At 40.5% G+C, this 13,915-nt stretch carries 16 protein-coding genes; 13 read left to right on the top strand and 3 right to left on the bottom strand.

The features are described from left to right. Positions 1 to 459, bottom strand: a 459-nt coding sequence (locus IPU53_RS21585; protein WP_207453069.1) for a hypothetical protein, incomplete at its 3' end; no start/stop codon positions are given. A 115-nt stretch (positions 460 to 574) separates the two neighbouring features. On the opposite strand from IPU53_RS21585, the gene IPU53_RS21580 reads away from it, so the two are divergent. The 9 genes from IPU53_RS21580 (at position 575) to IPU53_RS21540 (ending at position 9,357) form a co-directional block, all read left to right on the top strand. Continuing rightward, complete coding sequence (locus IPU53_RS21580; RefSeq protein ID WP_207453068.1) at positions 575 to 1,660, top strand: sensor histidine kinase; 1,086 nt, start codon at positions 575 to 577, stop codon at positions 1,658 to 1,660. Further along, positions 1,657 to 2,292 (top strand): response regulator, encoded by a 636-nt coding sequence (locus IPU53_RS21575; protein ID WP_207453067.1) that lies wholly within the window; start codon positions 1,657 to 1,659, stop codon positions 2,290 to 2,292. Before IPU53_RS21580 ends, IPU53_RS21575 begins: the two co-directional genes overlap by 4 nt. Positions 2,293 to 2,816: 524 nt before the next feature. Continuing rightward, the gene (locus tag IPU53_RS21570; protein ID WP_207453066.1) at positions 2,817 to 3,749 is read left to right on the top strand and encodes an ABC transporter ATP-binding protein; all 933 of its coding nucleotides are present in this window, start codon (positions 2,817 to 2,819) and stop codon (positions 3,747 to 3,749) included. Beyond that, positions 3,746 to 5,008: an ABC transporter permease gene (locus IPU53_RS21565; RefSeq protein WP_207453065.1), complete on the top strand. Its 1,263-nt coding sequence runs from the start codon at positions 3,746 to 3,748 to the stop codon at positions 5,006 to 5,008. The genes IPU53_RS21570 and IPU53_RS21565 overlap by 4 nt, the downstream gene beginning before the upstream one ends. Next, complete coding sequence (locus tag IPU53_RS21560; protein WP_207453064.1) at positions 5,005 to 6,111, top strand: ABC transporter permease; 1,107 nt, start codon at positions 5,005 to 5,007, stop codon at positions 6,109 to 6,111. Before IPU53_RS21565 ends, IPU53_RS21560 begins: the two co-directional genes overlap by 4 nt. Before the next feature lie 317 nt (positions 6,112 to 6,428). Further along, on the top strand, positions 6,429 to 7,928 hold the full coding sequence (locus IPU53_RS21555; protein ID WP_207453063.1) for a DUF1538 domain-containing protein: 1,500 nt from the start codon (positions 6,429 to 6,431) through the stop codon (positions 7,926 to 7,928). Beyond that, complete coding sequence (locus IPU53_RS21550; protein WP_207453062.1) at positions 7,912 to 8,571, top strand: P-II family nitrogen regulator; 660 nt, start codon at positions 7,912 to 7,914, stop codon at positions 8,569 to 8,571. The genes IPU53_RS21555 and IPU53_RS21550 overlap by 17 nt, the downstream gene beginning before the upstream one ends. Before the next feature lie 271 nt (positions 8,572 to 8,842). Continuing rightward, a complete protein-coding gene (locus IPU53_RS21545) occupies positions 8,843 to 9,016 on the top strand; it encodes a DUF4177 domain-containing protein (RefSeq protein ID WP_207453061.1) in 174 nt (57 codons plus the stop codon). Positions 9,017 to 9,081: 65 nt separating this feature from the next. Next, positions 9,082 to 9,357, top strand: coding sequence for a hypothetical protein (locus IPU53_RS21540; protein WP_207453060.1), 276 nt, complete (start codon positions 9,082 to 9,084; stop codon positions 9,355 to 9,357). A gap of 156 nt (positions 9,358 to 9,513) precedes the next feature. Here the strand turns inward: IPU53_RS21540 and IPU53_RS21535 are convergent, their stop codons facing one another. Next, on the bottom strand, positions 9,514 to 9,678 hold the full coding sequence (locus IPU53_RS21535) for a hypothetical protein (RefSeq protein ID WP_207453059.1): 165 nt from the start codon (positions 9,676 to 9,678) through the stop codon (positions 9,514 to 9,516). A gap of 146 nt (positions 9,679 to 9,824) precedes the next feature. Between IPU53_RS21535 and IPU53_RS21530 the strand changes: the two genes are divergently transcribed. Further along, a complete protein-coding gene (locus IPU53_RS21530; RefSeq protein WP_207453058.1) occupies positions 9,825 to 10,196 on the top strand; it encodes a VOC family protein in 372 nt (123 codons plus the stop codon). A gap of 108 nt (positions 10,197 to 10,304) precedes the next feature. Here IPU53_RS21530 and IPU53_RS21525 read toward each other — a convergent pair whose 3' ends face one another. Beyond that, entirely contained in the window at positions 10,305 to 11,006 is a 702-nt protein-coding gene (locus IPU53_RS21525; RefSeq protein WP_242698487.1) for an alpha/beta hydrolase, read from the bottom strand. A 415-nt stretch (positions 11,007 to 11,421) separates the two neighbouring features. On the opposite strand from IPU53_RS21525, the gene IPU53_RS21520 reads away from it, so the two are divergent. Genes IPU53_RS21520 through larC form a run of 3 tightly spaced genes read left to right on the top strand, consistent with a single transcriptional unit; the run spans position 11,422 to position 13,867 of the window. Beyond that, positions 11,422 to 12,558 (top strand): glycerate kinase, encoded by a 1,137-nt coding sequence (locus IPU53_RS21520; protein WP_207453057.1) that lies wholly within the window; start codon positions 11,422 to 11,424, stop codon positions 12,556 to 12,558. A gap of 14 nt (positions 12,559 to 12,572) precedes the next feature. Further along, positions 12,573 to 13,427, top strand: a complete 855-nt coding sequence (locus IPU53_RS21515) for a LarC family nickel insertion protein (RefSeq protein WP_207453056.1) — start codon at positions 12,573 to 12,575, stop codon at positions 13,425 to 13,427. Between the two features lie 23 nt (positions 13,428 to 13,450). Next, the gene (larC, locus tag IPU53_RS21510; protein WP_207453055.1) at positions 13,451 to 13,867 is read left to right on the top strand and encodes a nickel insertion protein; all 417 of its coding nucleotides are present in this window, start codon (positions 13,451 to 13,453) and stop codon (positions 13,865 to 13,867) included. Positions 13,868 to 13,915 lie beyond the last annotated feature (48 nt).

Raw genomic sequence — 13,915 nt, 5'->3', positions numbered from 1 at the left:
CTCATCATCAAATTCTGGTGAACCGTTCTTAAAAATATCATCTATCTCTTGTCCAAACTCCTCTGTATCAGGCTGGATGCCGATGATATATTCGGTTTTTCCGGTATCTTCATTTTCCCAGGTATCAGTTGTATAATAGGTGTGATCGATCGGATAATGTTCATTTAAGTAACGTTCCATGTCAAAATCTTTTACAGGATGCTCCTCTCCATTTGTTGTTGGGTGATCATCATGTTTTTTAGAAACTGACTCAGACTCATTTGACGTTGAGGTTTGATTCTTTTCAACCTTTTCTGTAGAAGATGTGTTGTGAGAGTGAGACTGGTCTTTATCTTCAATGTTGTTGTCTTCTTCCCTTGAAGTATTCGACAGTTCTCCACTTTTATCTATGGGATTAGAACATGCTCCAACGATTATTAACAATAGCGCTAATAAAAACAATAGAAAAAACCTTTTCATAAATTAACCAACTTTCATATGCAATATATATATAATAAACTCTTCTAGCATTCTAGCAAATTACCAAAGGGGTTGCCAAATCGTCATTCTGTCAGGGGGGAAGGATATTAATAGTATGAAACCATGGCTTATTCGGATTCTCGTCTTTGCCTTATTATGGGGATGTTTATGGATTCGTAATGATGTGAAGGAAGCAATCTTTTCATTACAAATGATTGTTTGTGCCGCTGCCTTTACCATTTATTTTTTCCTGCCCATTATGAAAAGGCCGATTTGGTTCTATCTTATTTTGCAGGGGCTCTTCTGCACATTCATTTGGTTAGATGTTCCATTTATGTGGATATGGATCTTTCTCTTATTTTTGACGATTGAGGCGGTTTTTCTTTTAAGCGTGATAGAACTGCGCGTGCTTTTAGTGTATAGTTTTGGATTACTTCTTTTATGCAGTACTATTTTGAACGAGTGGCCCATTCCTTTATTTCTTGCTGCCTTGTTTTTTTTCATTATTGAAGTGTGGCTTAATCGCTCTTTCATCGAGCGTCAAGAACAAGGAGAGGTCTATCAGCAGTTGTTAGGGGAATATCGCCAAGTGAAAAGAATGAATTTGGAGAATGAACAGGTTGCAAGATTGGAAGAGCGGACGCGGATTGCCCGTGATATTCATGATTCTGTTGGACATAAATTGACGGCACTCCTCATGCAATTAGAAATGTTCTCCATTCAAAAAAAGAGTGAAGAATATCGAGAGTTAAAAGCATTAGCAATAGAGAGCTTGGAGGAAACGAGATTGGCTGTGAAAACATTGAAAAATGAGGAGGTATCTGGCATTACCTCCGTCATCCAGCTAATTCGAAAGCTTGAGGCTGAAAATCAATTGTTGATCCGTTTTACAACGAAGCAAGGAGTATTACTCACTGCTTTATCAAATGAACAAAGCATTGTGCTGTATCGTTCTGTCCAAGAAGCTTTAACGAATGCCATGAAGCATGGTTCAACAAAAGAAGTCTCTTTAACATTTGGCCGATCGGCGGTTAGGGAAATAAAATGGGTGGTGTCCAATCACATTCATGGACCCGTTTCTTTTGAGGCAGGCTTCGGATTGACGGCGATGCGAGAAAGAGTGGAAGAACAAGGGGGGCAATTACGAATTTATCAAACAGAAACGGAATTTATTATAGAAGGGTCGATGCCTGTATCATGAAGAAGATTTTAATTGTGGAAGATCAAGTGATTGTAAGAAAAGGATTGCGGATGATCTTGGAACAGGAAGCAGACTTCACGATTATCGGTGAAGCGGGTACAGGGGTGGAAGCACTCCAAGTGATGGAGCAGGCTCAAGCTGATTTGATATTACTTGATATTCGCATGCCTGATATGAGCGGGATTGAAGCAACCAAATTGCTCAAGCAGCGCTGGCCACAAGTGAAAATTCTCATTTTGACTACCTTTAACGATGAAGAGGCAGCGGTGGAAACTTTAAAGGATGGTGCAAATGGTTTTTTATTAAAAACGTCTGAGCCAGACAAGCTGATTCAAGCCGTAAAAAGCTGTCTAACTGGGGGACTTGTTCTGCATGAAGAAGTGGCGGCGAAAATGATGCCCCATTTGCTGAAGAGGAAAAGCCCCGCTCCATCACCTGTAATTCCGCTCACAGCAAGGGAATTCGATATCGCCAGACTTGTAGGAGAAGGCAAGACAAATAAGGAGATCGCCGATCAACTTTATCTATCTGTTGGAACCGTTAAAAATCACATCTCGCAAATCTTACAGCAGTTAGAGCTGCGAGACCGGACGCAATTAGCCATCTATGCTGTGAAAAATGATCTAGTTTAAAATCGTCTCCAAAGGGAGGCGATTTTTTGTAGGAGAAACGCATTTAATCCCGCATGGCACGCCAATACTCTCGTATAGCAGTTTATTCTCGTAAGGCAGTGAAATACTCCCGTATAGCGGTGATTTAATCCCGTATGGCAATCCAATGATCTCGTATAGCCTGCAAATACTCACCCATGGAAAAAGTTCTCCGTTTTATGACGCAGGTCACTAACATTTTATGACTACAGCCAGTCGCGAAATGACAAATGATTCCCGTAAAATAAAGTGAAGCTTCAATTAGTGGGGATTTTCTTTTATCCCCAGTGCTTTCAGAGGATCAAAGGCTACAATCGCGTGGCGGGTTCAAAGCACGATTTCGCCTGCACTAGTACGTCGCTACGCTTTTGTAACCAACATCCTGTTAGCTGAACCAATCGGGCTTTTACGGGCAGTGTATCTCCACATACGCTTTTCCGTAATACTTGAGGTGGATTACTGCCCGTTCATGCGGGATAAAAGACAAGAGGGAAGGTGAATTGATCATGCTTGAAGTTGTAAACTTAACAAAGCATTTTAAACAATATAAAGCCGTTCAGGATCTAAATTTGCATTTGAAACGTGGAGAAATTGTTGGTTTACTTGGTCCGAATGGGGCAGGAAAATCAACAGCGATTGGGATGATCTCGACACTTATTCCACCGACAAAGGGTGAAGTGTATGTACAGCAAAAAAATGTGCTAAAGCATCCAGGGGAGCTTCGTGCAAAATTAGGGGTAGTGCCGCAGGAAATTGCCTTGTATGATGATTTAACCGCAAAGGAGAATCTGAATTTCTTTGGGCGCATCCAGAAGATGAAACGAGCACCGTTACAAGCAAAAGTCGATGAGGTTCTTCAACAAATTGGACTACAGGATCAAGGAAAAAAGCTTGTGAAGCATTTTTCTGGAGGGATGAAACGGCGGTTGAATATTGGAGCGGCCCTTTTACATGAACCCGAAATCCTGATTATGGATGAACCGACAGTCGGCATTGATCCACAATCACGTCATTACATTTTAGAAACGGTCAAACAGTTGAATCGAGAAAAGCAAATGACAATTCTGTATACCAGTCACTATATGGAAGAGGTGGAATTTCTCTGTGATCGAATCTATATTATGGACAGAGGAATGGTGATTGCTTCAGGTACGAAGGAAGAGATCAAAAATATTCTCTCTGCTGAACAGACGATTCAAATTAAATTAGAACGGAAAAATGACACCTTTTTGCAGTTATTACAGTCCCAGCCAGTGATTTCAAGTATTGATGTGCAAAACCAACAAATCACTTTTGTGGTAGCAAAAGGAGTTACTTTAATTTCTGAACTTTTTAAATGGGCTGAAGATACAAAAGCCACTATTATAGGTGTGGAAATCCAAACACCGACATTGGAAGACGTATTTCTTCATCTGACGGGAAGGGCGTTGAGAAATTGAGTATTCTCCTGTCTTTTATAAAAAAAGAATTGTTACTATTTTTACGGAATCCACCGGATTTATTAGTGTTATTGTTGATGCCGCTAATTTTAATTACGATCCTTGGCTTTTCTCTCGGCTCTATTCTCGATGGGGATACGGAAGCCTTAAACGGAAGCGTCGCACTGGTTTCCCACACGAAGGAAAAGGAAGAGTTCGCTCAATTTAAAGAAGAATTAGCGCATTCTTCTATCCCAGAAGAAGCGCAAAAACAAATCGAGGCCGAAGCTGAAGGTGTTTTACCAATCTCGAGGTTAAAAGAGGTATTTGGGGAATTAGATTCGATCCTCACATTAACGGAACTGTCCCCTGCTGAGCTAGATAAGGAGAAAAAGAAGGGAAAGTATGCAGCGATTATTGAAGTGCCGGCAGGTTTTAGTGAAGATATGCTAGCATCGCTTTTTATCGGGGATCAAGAGCCACCTGCTCTCACAATTTATTTAAATGAGGGGAAAGAGGAATTGGCTGCTATAGTGGAGGATATACTCGGAAGCTTTCAAGAGCATTATTCAGTACGGGCTTCGTTGGGAAAAGAAGGATTTCCTGTGGAAGAAAGCGATTTGGCCATTGCGCCATTTGGAAAAAATGAAGCGCTTGATGAGACAAAGCCGATTGATGCCTTTGGGTATTATACAATCGGGATGGGTGTGATGTTCGTCCTATTTATTGCCTCTAGTATAAGTTCGCGGAGTTTTTTGGAAAAGAAATGGAATGTATGGGATCGAATGCTAATTGCAAATGTATCAAATGGGGTCTATCTTTTGAGTGTCTTTCTATCTACAGTAATCGTGGCTGGCATGCAAATGGCTATTTTATATGGGGGAGCGGCCCTGTTTTATGGTGTTTATTGGACTAATATCGGAGCATTTTTACTGATTACGTTTGCGTATGCTTGCACCATCGGGGGGATATCTGTTTTACTAATGGCGGTTAATTATCGGCTAAATTCAGAAACAGCATCGAAATTGTTTATGACAGCCTTTGTCGCTGTTTTATCCTTTCTCGGTGGTAGTTTTACACCTGTAAGCAATATGTCTAAAACAATGGCACAAGTCGGTCAACTCACTCCTAATGGAGCGGCGATGGAAGCATACAAGGGAGCGATGCAAGGTGTAGCGATGGATGAGATCTTTCCATCCCTTATCGTTCTAATTGTTATTACCTTCCTTCTTATCTTTAGTGCGTGGCTGTTGTTTCCACGAAAGGGGAGAGTACTATGATCGGAATTATTCAAACTAGACTTCGTCTTTTTATAAGAAAACCATGGGTGTTTATCCTGATGACCATGGTATGTGTCCTTTTCTCTTTCTTCATTGGTAAGTCTAGCTATCATAAAGTTACGGTTCCTGTATATTCTGAACTCCCTGAAAAAGAGCTATCTATGTTAATCGATTCATTAAATCAATCAGAATTATTTATATTCGAACCAACAAATGAAAAGAGTGTAAAAGCGGCGATCCGCAATGGAGAAACAGAGGCAGGCTTACATTTACAAGAGCAGGATTTTACCTTGATGACGGGGGCCTTTGCAGAGAATGGAATGCTATTGCAACGTTATATCCAAGAAGTGTATACAAATAAACTGCAAAAGGAATCAGTTATGGCTACGTACTCATCAAAGGATAAACGGGATAAAGTTGACTCAATATGGGAAAAGGCATTGGAACAGCCTATTTTTCATATTGAAAAAGAAAACTTTCGCAATGCTGAAAGTAAAATAATGGATAATCAATTACAAAGTTTATTTGGTTTTTCCTTATTCTTCGTGATCTATACAATCGCCTTTAATGTGATTCATATATTAGAAGAAAAACAGGCAAGAATTTGGGAGAGAATGACGCTATCATCTGTGAAAAAGTGGGAAATGTATGGCGGTAATCTGCTTTATAGCTTTGTGATGGGCTATCTTCAAGTTGTGTTGATCTTTAGCGCTTTTCGGTATGGCGCTGGAGTCGACTTTCATGGCGGTTTTGGCAAAACATTGTTGATCTTGATTCCATATGTTCTAACGATCGTGGCGATGTGTATGTTGGTCGCAGCTTTGTCGAAAAGATTGGATCAATTTCATGGACTTATGTCACTCCTTGCTGTCAGCTTGGCGATGCTTGGTGGAGCATATTGGCCCATCGAAATTGTGTCCACTCCTGTGATCCTCATACTCGGAAAAATATCTCCACTGCTTTATGGCATGGAAGCCTTAAAAGGTGTCACCCTATATGGCTATGGATTTATGGAAGTATTACGGCCAGTCAGTATTCTAGTGTTAATGGCTGTAATCATGATGGGGATTGGGATTAATGTGATGGAGAGAAGAAGGATTTAACAGTTTGGGTGCGAGGGCATCCAAACTGTTTTTTCAGTTGTCTATTATATTACCATTTTATGTGAAATAGAATCACTAAACAAAAGTATAGGTTTCTGCTTTTCAAGCTATACAGTTTTATGGGATAATAGAATAGGTTAATACTTTTTAGGTAGTCTGGCACATAAGGATACCATTGTCCTTGTGGCGCAGACTTTTTAACATCTTTACATCCATAATGGAAAGGTTTTCCCGTTTAGGGTGCATTAATTTGCGGATGGATACCTTACCTTGAATGGGGTTTCACTTATTAAAAATTTGAAAGGGATGATGTATATTTGGATGCACTTGTTTCTAAAATAAAGGAAGTATTGTATGCTGTACTCCCCATTACGGTCATTGTTTTGATCTTACATTTTACTCTAACCCCTCTAGACTTTTCCGCTATTATCCGCTTTATTATTGGAGCTGTTTTGATTATCATAGGGTTATCGATCTTCTTAATTGGCGTCGATACTGGAATTACGCCAATTGGGCAGAAGATGGGGGCATCAATTGCAAAGTCAAATAAAATTTGGATTGTATTAATAGCGGGTCTTTTGCTTGGCTTCTTTATCTCCATTGCAGAACCTGATCTTCATATTCTGGCGGGACAAGTGGATTCCGTGACATCTGGTCTGATATCGAAAACTAGTCTGGTTGTAGTCGTTTCGCTGGGAATTGGTTTACTGATTGCAACAGGACTTTTTAGAATTGTTTTTAATATTCCACTTTATAAACTATTGCTTGTTTTATATGGAATCATCTTTGTTCTTGCTTTGTTTACATCCCCAGAGTTTTTAGCTATTTCTTTTGATGCTTCAGGGGCAACGACGGGGGCACTGACTGTTCCATTTATACTTGCCCTTGCTTTAGGGGTTTCATTGTTGAAAAAGGACAGTAAAGCCTCTGAGAAAGACAGCTTTGGTTTAGTGGCCGTTGCTTCTACAGGAGCCATTATCTTCGTTATGATCATGAATATCATTTCGAAAACAGATAAAATGACGGGGAGTCTTGATGAGGTAGAAAACGCCTCAAAGACCATTATCGGCCCTTTTATACATGAACTCCCGATTATATCGCAAGAAATTGTTGTGGCCCTGCTGCCGATCATAGTACTTTTCCTTATTTTTCAGATCGTTTCTTTTAAAATGTCTAGGAGAGCGGTTAGGAAAATTATGATGGGATTATTATTCACCTTTATAGGTCTCGTATTATTCTTAGTCGGTGTGAATGCGGGATTTATGGAAGTGGGCAGTGCAATCGGACATAGTATAGCTTCCTTAGATAATAAAGCATATGTTATGATTGTAGCGTTTGTTTTAGGACTAGTGACGATCTTAGCTGAACCGGCCGTTCATGTTCTCACCCACCAAATAGAGGATGTGACAAGTGGGTATGTAAAGAAAAGTGTGGTATTGGTTACACTATCGCTAGGTGTGGGCATGGCTGTTTTTTTATCGATCTTAAGGGTACTTATACAGGATCTTCAATTATGGCATTACCTGTTGCCCGGCTATATCATTGCCATCGGGATGACTTTTATTGTTCCAAAACTGTTTGTCGGGATTGCCTTTGATTCAGGTGGGGTGGCTTCAGGACCGATGACCGCGACTTTTATCTTAGCATTTGTGCAAGGAGCTGCTGAGGCTGTTGAGGGAGCAAATGTCTTAATAGATGGCTTTGGCATGATTGCGATGGTGGCGATGACACCTTTAATCGCTTTACAAATTTTAGGTCTTGTTTTTAAATTAAAATCTAAAAAAGGAGGATTAGAGGGAAATGTCGATGTCGGGTAATGTAGAACGAGTTTGTGTGATTGTCAATCTTGGATTGGGAAGTAAAGTCGTGCAGGCGGCAAAGAAATGTGGTATTTCTGGGGGAACTGTGTTGTTAGGAAAAGGCACAATCAAAAGCCGTCTTTTGGAATTTTTGGCTTTATCGGATGTCAGAAAAGAGATTGTTTTTATGATTGGCTATAAAGAAACCATTAGGCAAGCTCTAGAACAACTTGATCAAAAATTCAAGTTTCAAAAGCCTAATCACGGCATAGCCTTTACCACTCCTGTTTGCCAAGTCATTGGCGCTAGTAGCTGTAAAAGTGATTATATTAAAGAAGAAAGAGGTGCGGATCCTGTCATGTACCATGCGATTACGGTAATTGTAGAAAAAGGCAATGCGGAGTTTGTAATTGATGCCGCAACCGCAGCTGGATCTAAGGGCGGCACGATCATCAATGCAAGAGGCTCGGGAATTCATGAAACCAGTAAATTATTTTCCATGGACATTGAACCAGAGAAAGAGCTTGTGATTATTTTGTCAGAAACGGAAAATACTGAACCGATTGTCTCCTCAGTAAGAGAAAAACTAAAAATAGATGAACCAGGCAATGGCATTATTTTTATACAAGATGTCCATAAGACCTACGGAATATATAAGTGATGCTGTCTTGAAGTAATGGTTAATAGTATTTTCATCAAAGAAAAAGAGAACTACTAGGGTGCATATCCCCTCGCTCAGAAAATATACTTTGCTTTTCGCGGGCGAGTGGCAAGCCTCCTCAAACAGGGGCTTGCCGAGTCCCTTCCCGCAGGAGCGTATGTATACTTGCTCGTCTGTGGATTAGCTTTTATTCATTTTTTGTCAATAATATACTGAATATTAAGTGATTAGGATGGAGGAATCTGTATCATACGGAAAGAAGGGATTGACAGTGAAGCAGTTTGAATACAAAGTGGAAGTGATTCAGATTCAGCTAAAAGCATTTACCGACTTTGAAGCGGTCATGACCGAAAAGCTAAATGCTTTAGGAAAAGAAGGCTGGGAATTATCGGGAGTGAATGGAACTATTTTCTATTTTAAACGGGAAATTCTAAAGCAGTCGTGAATAGGCTTTAATTGAGCAAAGGAAATGACAATATGTCCACAATAAAATGAAGGAAGATGAGAACGATGAGGCACAAAAAATTTTTTATCCTTAGTATGATCATTTCAGTTGGCATTGTTCTATTTTTTCCTACCTATGGAAAATCCTATGGTTTTCCGTTTACTTGGATCACGTACCACGGACCTAATGAAATCGCAAATCATTTCCTGCTCTTTTCTCCCATGTATTTCTCTACGACAGAGTTCCATCCATTTGCGTGGCTTCTAGATGTATTTATTATCTATTTTTTCATCATAGGTGTTTATAAATTATTGCGAAAGTTTGATAGGGAAACTTTATAATGAGCTTTTCTCAACTTTATTTATCCAGCATTAACGGGCAGTAATACCCCCCACCTCAAGGCCATAGGCGGGGCTACACTGCCCATAAAAGCCCGATTGGTTCAACTAACAATCAGTGAGGGATGAAAGAAAACCCCCACTGATTGAAGTTTCACTTTATTCATCCGTTTCCCTAGCTTCTTCCTCCCCACTTAATTTGTCTAAGATTTCTATCAAAACTTCATTTTGATCAATGATTGTTTTGTTTTGATTATATTGTAGTTTTAGAATATTTATAATTGTCAATAGCCCGATGATGATAATGATCGTTAATAAGAGCATCACGGATCTCCCCTTATATTTAGAGTGTATACATTGAGTGTAGCACGGGGATTTCTTTTAAGGAAGCGTACTCCTCGTTACGGTGCCTATAATTTATAACAAAAAGTCTGTATACTTAGGATAAAAGAATAAGAGGAGGAAGCGTTATGTCATTTACCTTTAAGAAAATTGACCATGTTCAATTGGCTGCACCAAAGGAATCGGAAGAGTTAGCCAGACAATTTTATTCTGATATTCTAGGCTTTAAGGAAATCGAAAAGCCCGAGACACTTCGAAAACGTGGGGGAGCTTGGTTTTCGATTGGTGAGATCCAACTCCATATCGGCACAGAGGACCCATTTGTTCCAGCAAAAAAAGCGCATCCTGCGATTGAAGTGGAAAATTTGGAAGCACTAAAGCAATACTTATTGCGCCGTGAGGTTGAATATATTGTTGATGATAATCTTCCTGGAGCGAATAGAATTTACCTATATGACCCATTTGGAAACAGAATTGAATTACTGGAATGGGAATCATAAATTAGCATAGTTTGGAAGTTTTAAAGAATCGGGCGATCATCATCCTATAAAAATCCAAAAGACCCAATCTTTTGGATTTTGTAGGACAAATATCGGCCAGTTCCTGCATTAGCGAGTAAGTGCAAACCGGAAGGCACGGCTGATTGTGGTTGGAACGACAGAGGCATGATTTTCTTCGGGGGCGATGTAGAGGCTGCAATTAAAATCCCCTTCTAATTGACTAAACAATTGCTTGGCATCGTTGACCATAAATGCTTCATGTTCTCCAACAGCAATGAAAAGTTTAACATCACTCTGTTTATTTGTTTTCTGCAAAAACTCGTCTGCATAATGGTAAAGCTCATGATCATTCCACCAGATAGAGGGACTAATGGCGAGATAGGTTTGAAAGGCTTTAGGCTGTGTGAATAGGGCCCATAATGTAAACAAACCGCTAAGGGAATGGCCGAACAAAGCCTGTTTCTGCTGATCAACAGAACAATGTTTTTCATTTTCAGGTTTTAACTCAAACTGAATAAATTTCATCAATCTTTCTGCTCCACCATGCTCTTTTTTGCCAAAACGCTTCAAACGTTCAGGGTAAATATATGTATCTGCAGGAGCTGTGAACTCATAGAAACGCCGTTTTGAGACTGCTTCATCATCACCGGGATGGCCGATGCCGACGACAATAGCTGAGTCAATAAAGGTTTTGGCGGCTCTTTTCGGTTGTAAGCGGATCACATCTCGCGCAAATGAGAAATAAGCATTTCCATCTAGCACATAGATAATCGGATAGCCTGCTTGTGGGGATGGGGGAAGGGATAGCAACTTTTATATCATAAGGAAGATTCATAAATTCAGAATGGATTTCCCATTCATATGTATTTTCTAATGTAATCTTTTTCATTGTGGGTTGTGAACCATCACATGCGAGATTACAATCCTCTGAAACGGTTTTCCACATTATACCAACAGGTCCAACAAAGTTTGCACAAGCCTGCTCCATATCTATCTTCCACCTCTGTTTTTAATGTTTCCTATTTCTTTTCTAGAATGACAAATTGTCATAGAGTTAAAGGTTATATAAGCACCTTATAATAATGAGCTTAATCATGCTGTGATAAGGGTCACACCTAAGTTGAAAAAAGTGCTCGCAGTACCAAACTTAAAATATGCCTTCTTTTGCATGAAATACTAGATTATAATAGAAGAAAGTAGAGATTAGGGGTGGGAGGAGAGTTGTATGAAAATTGTCATTGCGCCAGATTCTTTTAAAGGAAGTGTAAGTGCGAAAGAAGCAGCCATCGCCATTGAGAGAGGGGTTAAGAAGGCTTTTTCTAATGCTGAAACGGTATTGGTTCCAGTTGCGGATGGTGGAGAAGGCACGATGGAGAATCTTGTGGCGGCAACCAATGGTCAAGAAGTCAATGTGACGGTTACAGGGCCACTGGGCGAGCCAGTAGAGGCAAAGTTCGGAGTACTTGGAGACCAGCAAACATGTGTGATTGAAATGGCTAGTGCCTCTGGTTTACATACGATAGAAACTTCTAAGCGAAACCCTTTGAAAGCGACTACATATGGGACAGGAGAGTTAATTAAAAAGGCATTGGATATGGGCTATCGCCGTTTTGTTTTAGCTCTTGGAGGGTCTGCAACCAATGACGGCGGTGCAGGAATGCTGCAAGCGCTTGGATTACAGCTATTAGATGAAAATGGAAATGAGATTGGTTTCGGTGGAGGAGAACTTTGTAAAATTACTAGAGTTAAAACCGCTGAGTTAGATAAAAGAATCAAAGAAAGTCAGTTTATAATTGCCTCTGATGTTGATAATCCATTTATTGGTGAAAATGGGGCTAGTCATGTATTTGGACCACAAAAGGGGGCCACACCAGAAATGGTGGAGACCCTTGATTGCAGCCTTTCACATTGGGCGGACCTAATTGAGCAAACGACAAGTATTCGTGTTCATGATCGTCCAGGTGCTGGGGCAGCTGGTGGAATTGGCGGTGCTTTCCAGGCATTTTTTCCGGCAAAAATGAGAAGAGGGATTGATATTGTGCTAGATTTTACCAATCTAGCGGAAAAACTTGTTGGTGCTGATCTTGTGATTAGTGGGGAAGGTCAAGTGGATTTTCAAACAGCCTTTGGAAAGACCCCAATGGGAGTAGCAGAAATGGCGCAAGAACAGCAAATTCCTACGATCATTGTCGCAGGTTCAGTCGGGGAGAAAATTGAAAACCTTTATCCATACGGTGTAATTGGCCTTTATAGCATGGTCAATGGTCCCATGAAGCTTGAAGAAGCAATGGAAAATGCGGAAAGTTTATTAGAAAAGCTTGCGGAACAAATATGTCGTACATATTTTTATCATAGACAGTGAAGGAGAGAAAATAGATGAAAACTCTTTATATCGATTGTTTTTCAGGGATTAGTGGAGATATGATGGTAGGCGCTCTTATTGATGCAGGTGCCTCCTTTGAAAATATTCAACAAGAATTACAGAAATTAAATGTCCAAGGCTACCAATTAAATAAAAGAAAAGTGATGAAAGAAGGCATTAGTTCAACAAAATTTGATGTACTTTTAGAAGAGGATGAACACGTGCATGAACATGCTGGTTATTCCCATGAACATAGCCATCATCACGCTCATGATCAAGGGCATCACCACCACCATGGGACGCATAGTCATGGCCATGGGCACGATCACGATCATCACCATCGCAGCTATGCAGATATTCTCCAGCTAATTGAGGAATCTGAATTGGCACCGGGTGTTAAGGAACGCAGTAAGCAGATTTTTGCCCCGATTGCTAAGTCAGAAGCGAAAATCCATCATATGCCGGTTGAAAGCGTGCATTTTCACGAAGTAGGCGCTATCGATTCGATTGTCGATATTGTTGCCACTGCGATCGCTTTGGAAGAATTAGAGATTGCTGAGGTGATCTCTGCACCTGTTCCACTTGGTTCTGGAAGTATTCGTTGTGCCCATGGCATTTATCCTGTTCCAGCTCCGGCAACGATGGAGATGATGAAAAACATTCCGATTGCACCAACGGAATTATCCTATGAATTAACCACACCCACTGGGGCAGCAATCGTAGTGAGCCAAGCTAATACCTTTGGGTCATTGCCTGCGATGAAGGTAGGAGCGATTGGTTACGGGGCGGGAACACGAGATATCCCAAGCCGCCCCAATGTCCTAAGGGTGATGATTGGGGAAGAGGTAAAAAAAAAGCCTCTAGCGTGAATCGGCATGAGGTGATCTCTATTTTGGAATGTCAAATGGATGATATGACGGGAGAGGCACTTGGATTTACAATGGAAAGGCTGCTAGAAGCTGGGGCTCTAGATGTCTATCATACCCCTATCTTTATGAAAAAAAACCGCCCAGGAGTATTGCTTACGACGCTGGCACCCGAAGCACTTGAACTCGCCTTAACTAATATTTTGCTAGAGGAAACGACCACTCTTGGAGTGCGCACACATCCATCTACACGCACTATTTTAGAAAGAAATATTGCCTCAGTGGATACAGAATATGGCACGATCCGCATCAAACAAGCGATAAAAGACGGAAATATTATCCGTGCCATGCCAGAATATGAAGATGTGAAGCGGGCAGCCCTTGAGCACAAGCTTTCTTTTCAGAAGGTGTATAAAGCAGCTTTAACCATCAAAAATGATTGAAATACCTCGAATATGGAACAGAAATATATTCACTCAGGAAAGGAGAAA

Source organism: Bacillus sp. SD088 (assembly GCF_017355205.1).
Classification (GTDB): Bacteria; Bacillota; Bacilli; order Bacillales; family Bacillaceae_C; genus Lederbergia.
Note: the sequence above shows the minus strand (reverse complement) of the source record. Positions and strands in the feature narration are given on the sequence as shown.

Bases quoted from the DNA above. Each gene is read 5' to 3' on its own strand.
- IPU53_RS21575 (WP_207453067.1), top strand. From the start codon at position 1,657: ATGAAGAAGATTTTAATTGTGGAAGATCAAGTGATTGTAAGAAAAGGA.
- IPU53_RS21580 (WP_207453068.1), top strand. From the start codon at position 575: ATGAAACCATGGCTTATTCGGATTCTCGTCTTTGCCTTATTATGGGGA.
- IPU53_RS21520 (WP_207453057.1), top strand. From the start codon at position 11,422: ATGAAAATTGTCATTGCGCCAGATTCTTTTAAAGGAAGTGTAAGTGCG.
- IPU53_RS21515 (WP_207453056.1), top strand. From the start codon at position 12,573: ATGAAAACTCTTTATATCGATTGTTTTTCAGGGATTAGTGGAGATATG.
- IPU53_RS21530 (WP_207453058.1), top strand. From the start codon at position 9,825: ATGTCATTTACCTTTAAGAAAATTGACCATGTTCAATTGGCTGCACCA.
- IPU53_RS21540 (WP_207453060.1), top strand. From the start codon at position 9,082: ATGAGGCACAAAAAATTTTTTATCCTTAGTATGATCATTTCAGTTGGC.
- IPU53_RS21560 (WP_207453064.1), top strand. From the start codon at position 5,005: ATGATCGGAATTATTCAAACTAGACTTCGTCTTTTTATAAGAAAACCA.
- IPU53_RS21535 (WP_207453059.1), bottom strand. From the start codon at position 9,678: ATGCTCTTATTAACGATCATTATCATCATCGGGCTATTGACAATTATA.
- IPU53_RS21570 (WP_207453066.1), top strand. From the start codon at position 2,817: ATGCTTGAAGTTGTAAACTTAACAAAGCATTTTAAACAATATAAAGCC.
- IPU53_RS21550 (WP_207453062.1), top strand. From the start codon at position 7,912: ATGTCGATGTCGGGTAATGTAGAACGAGTTTGTGTGATTGTCAATCTT.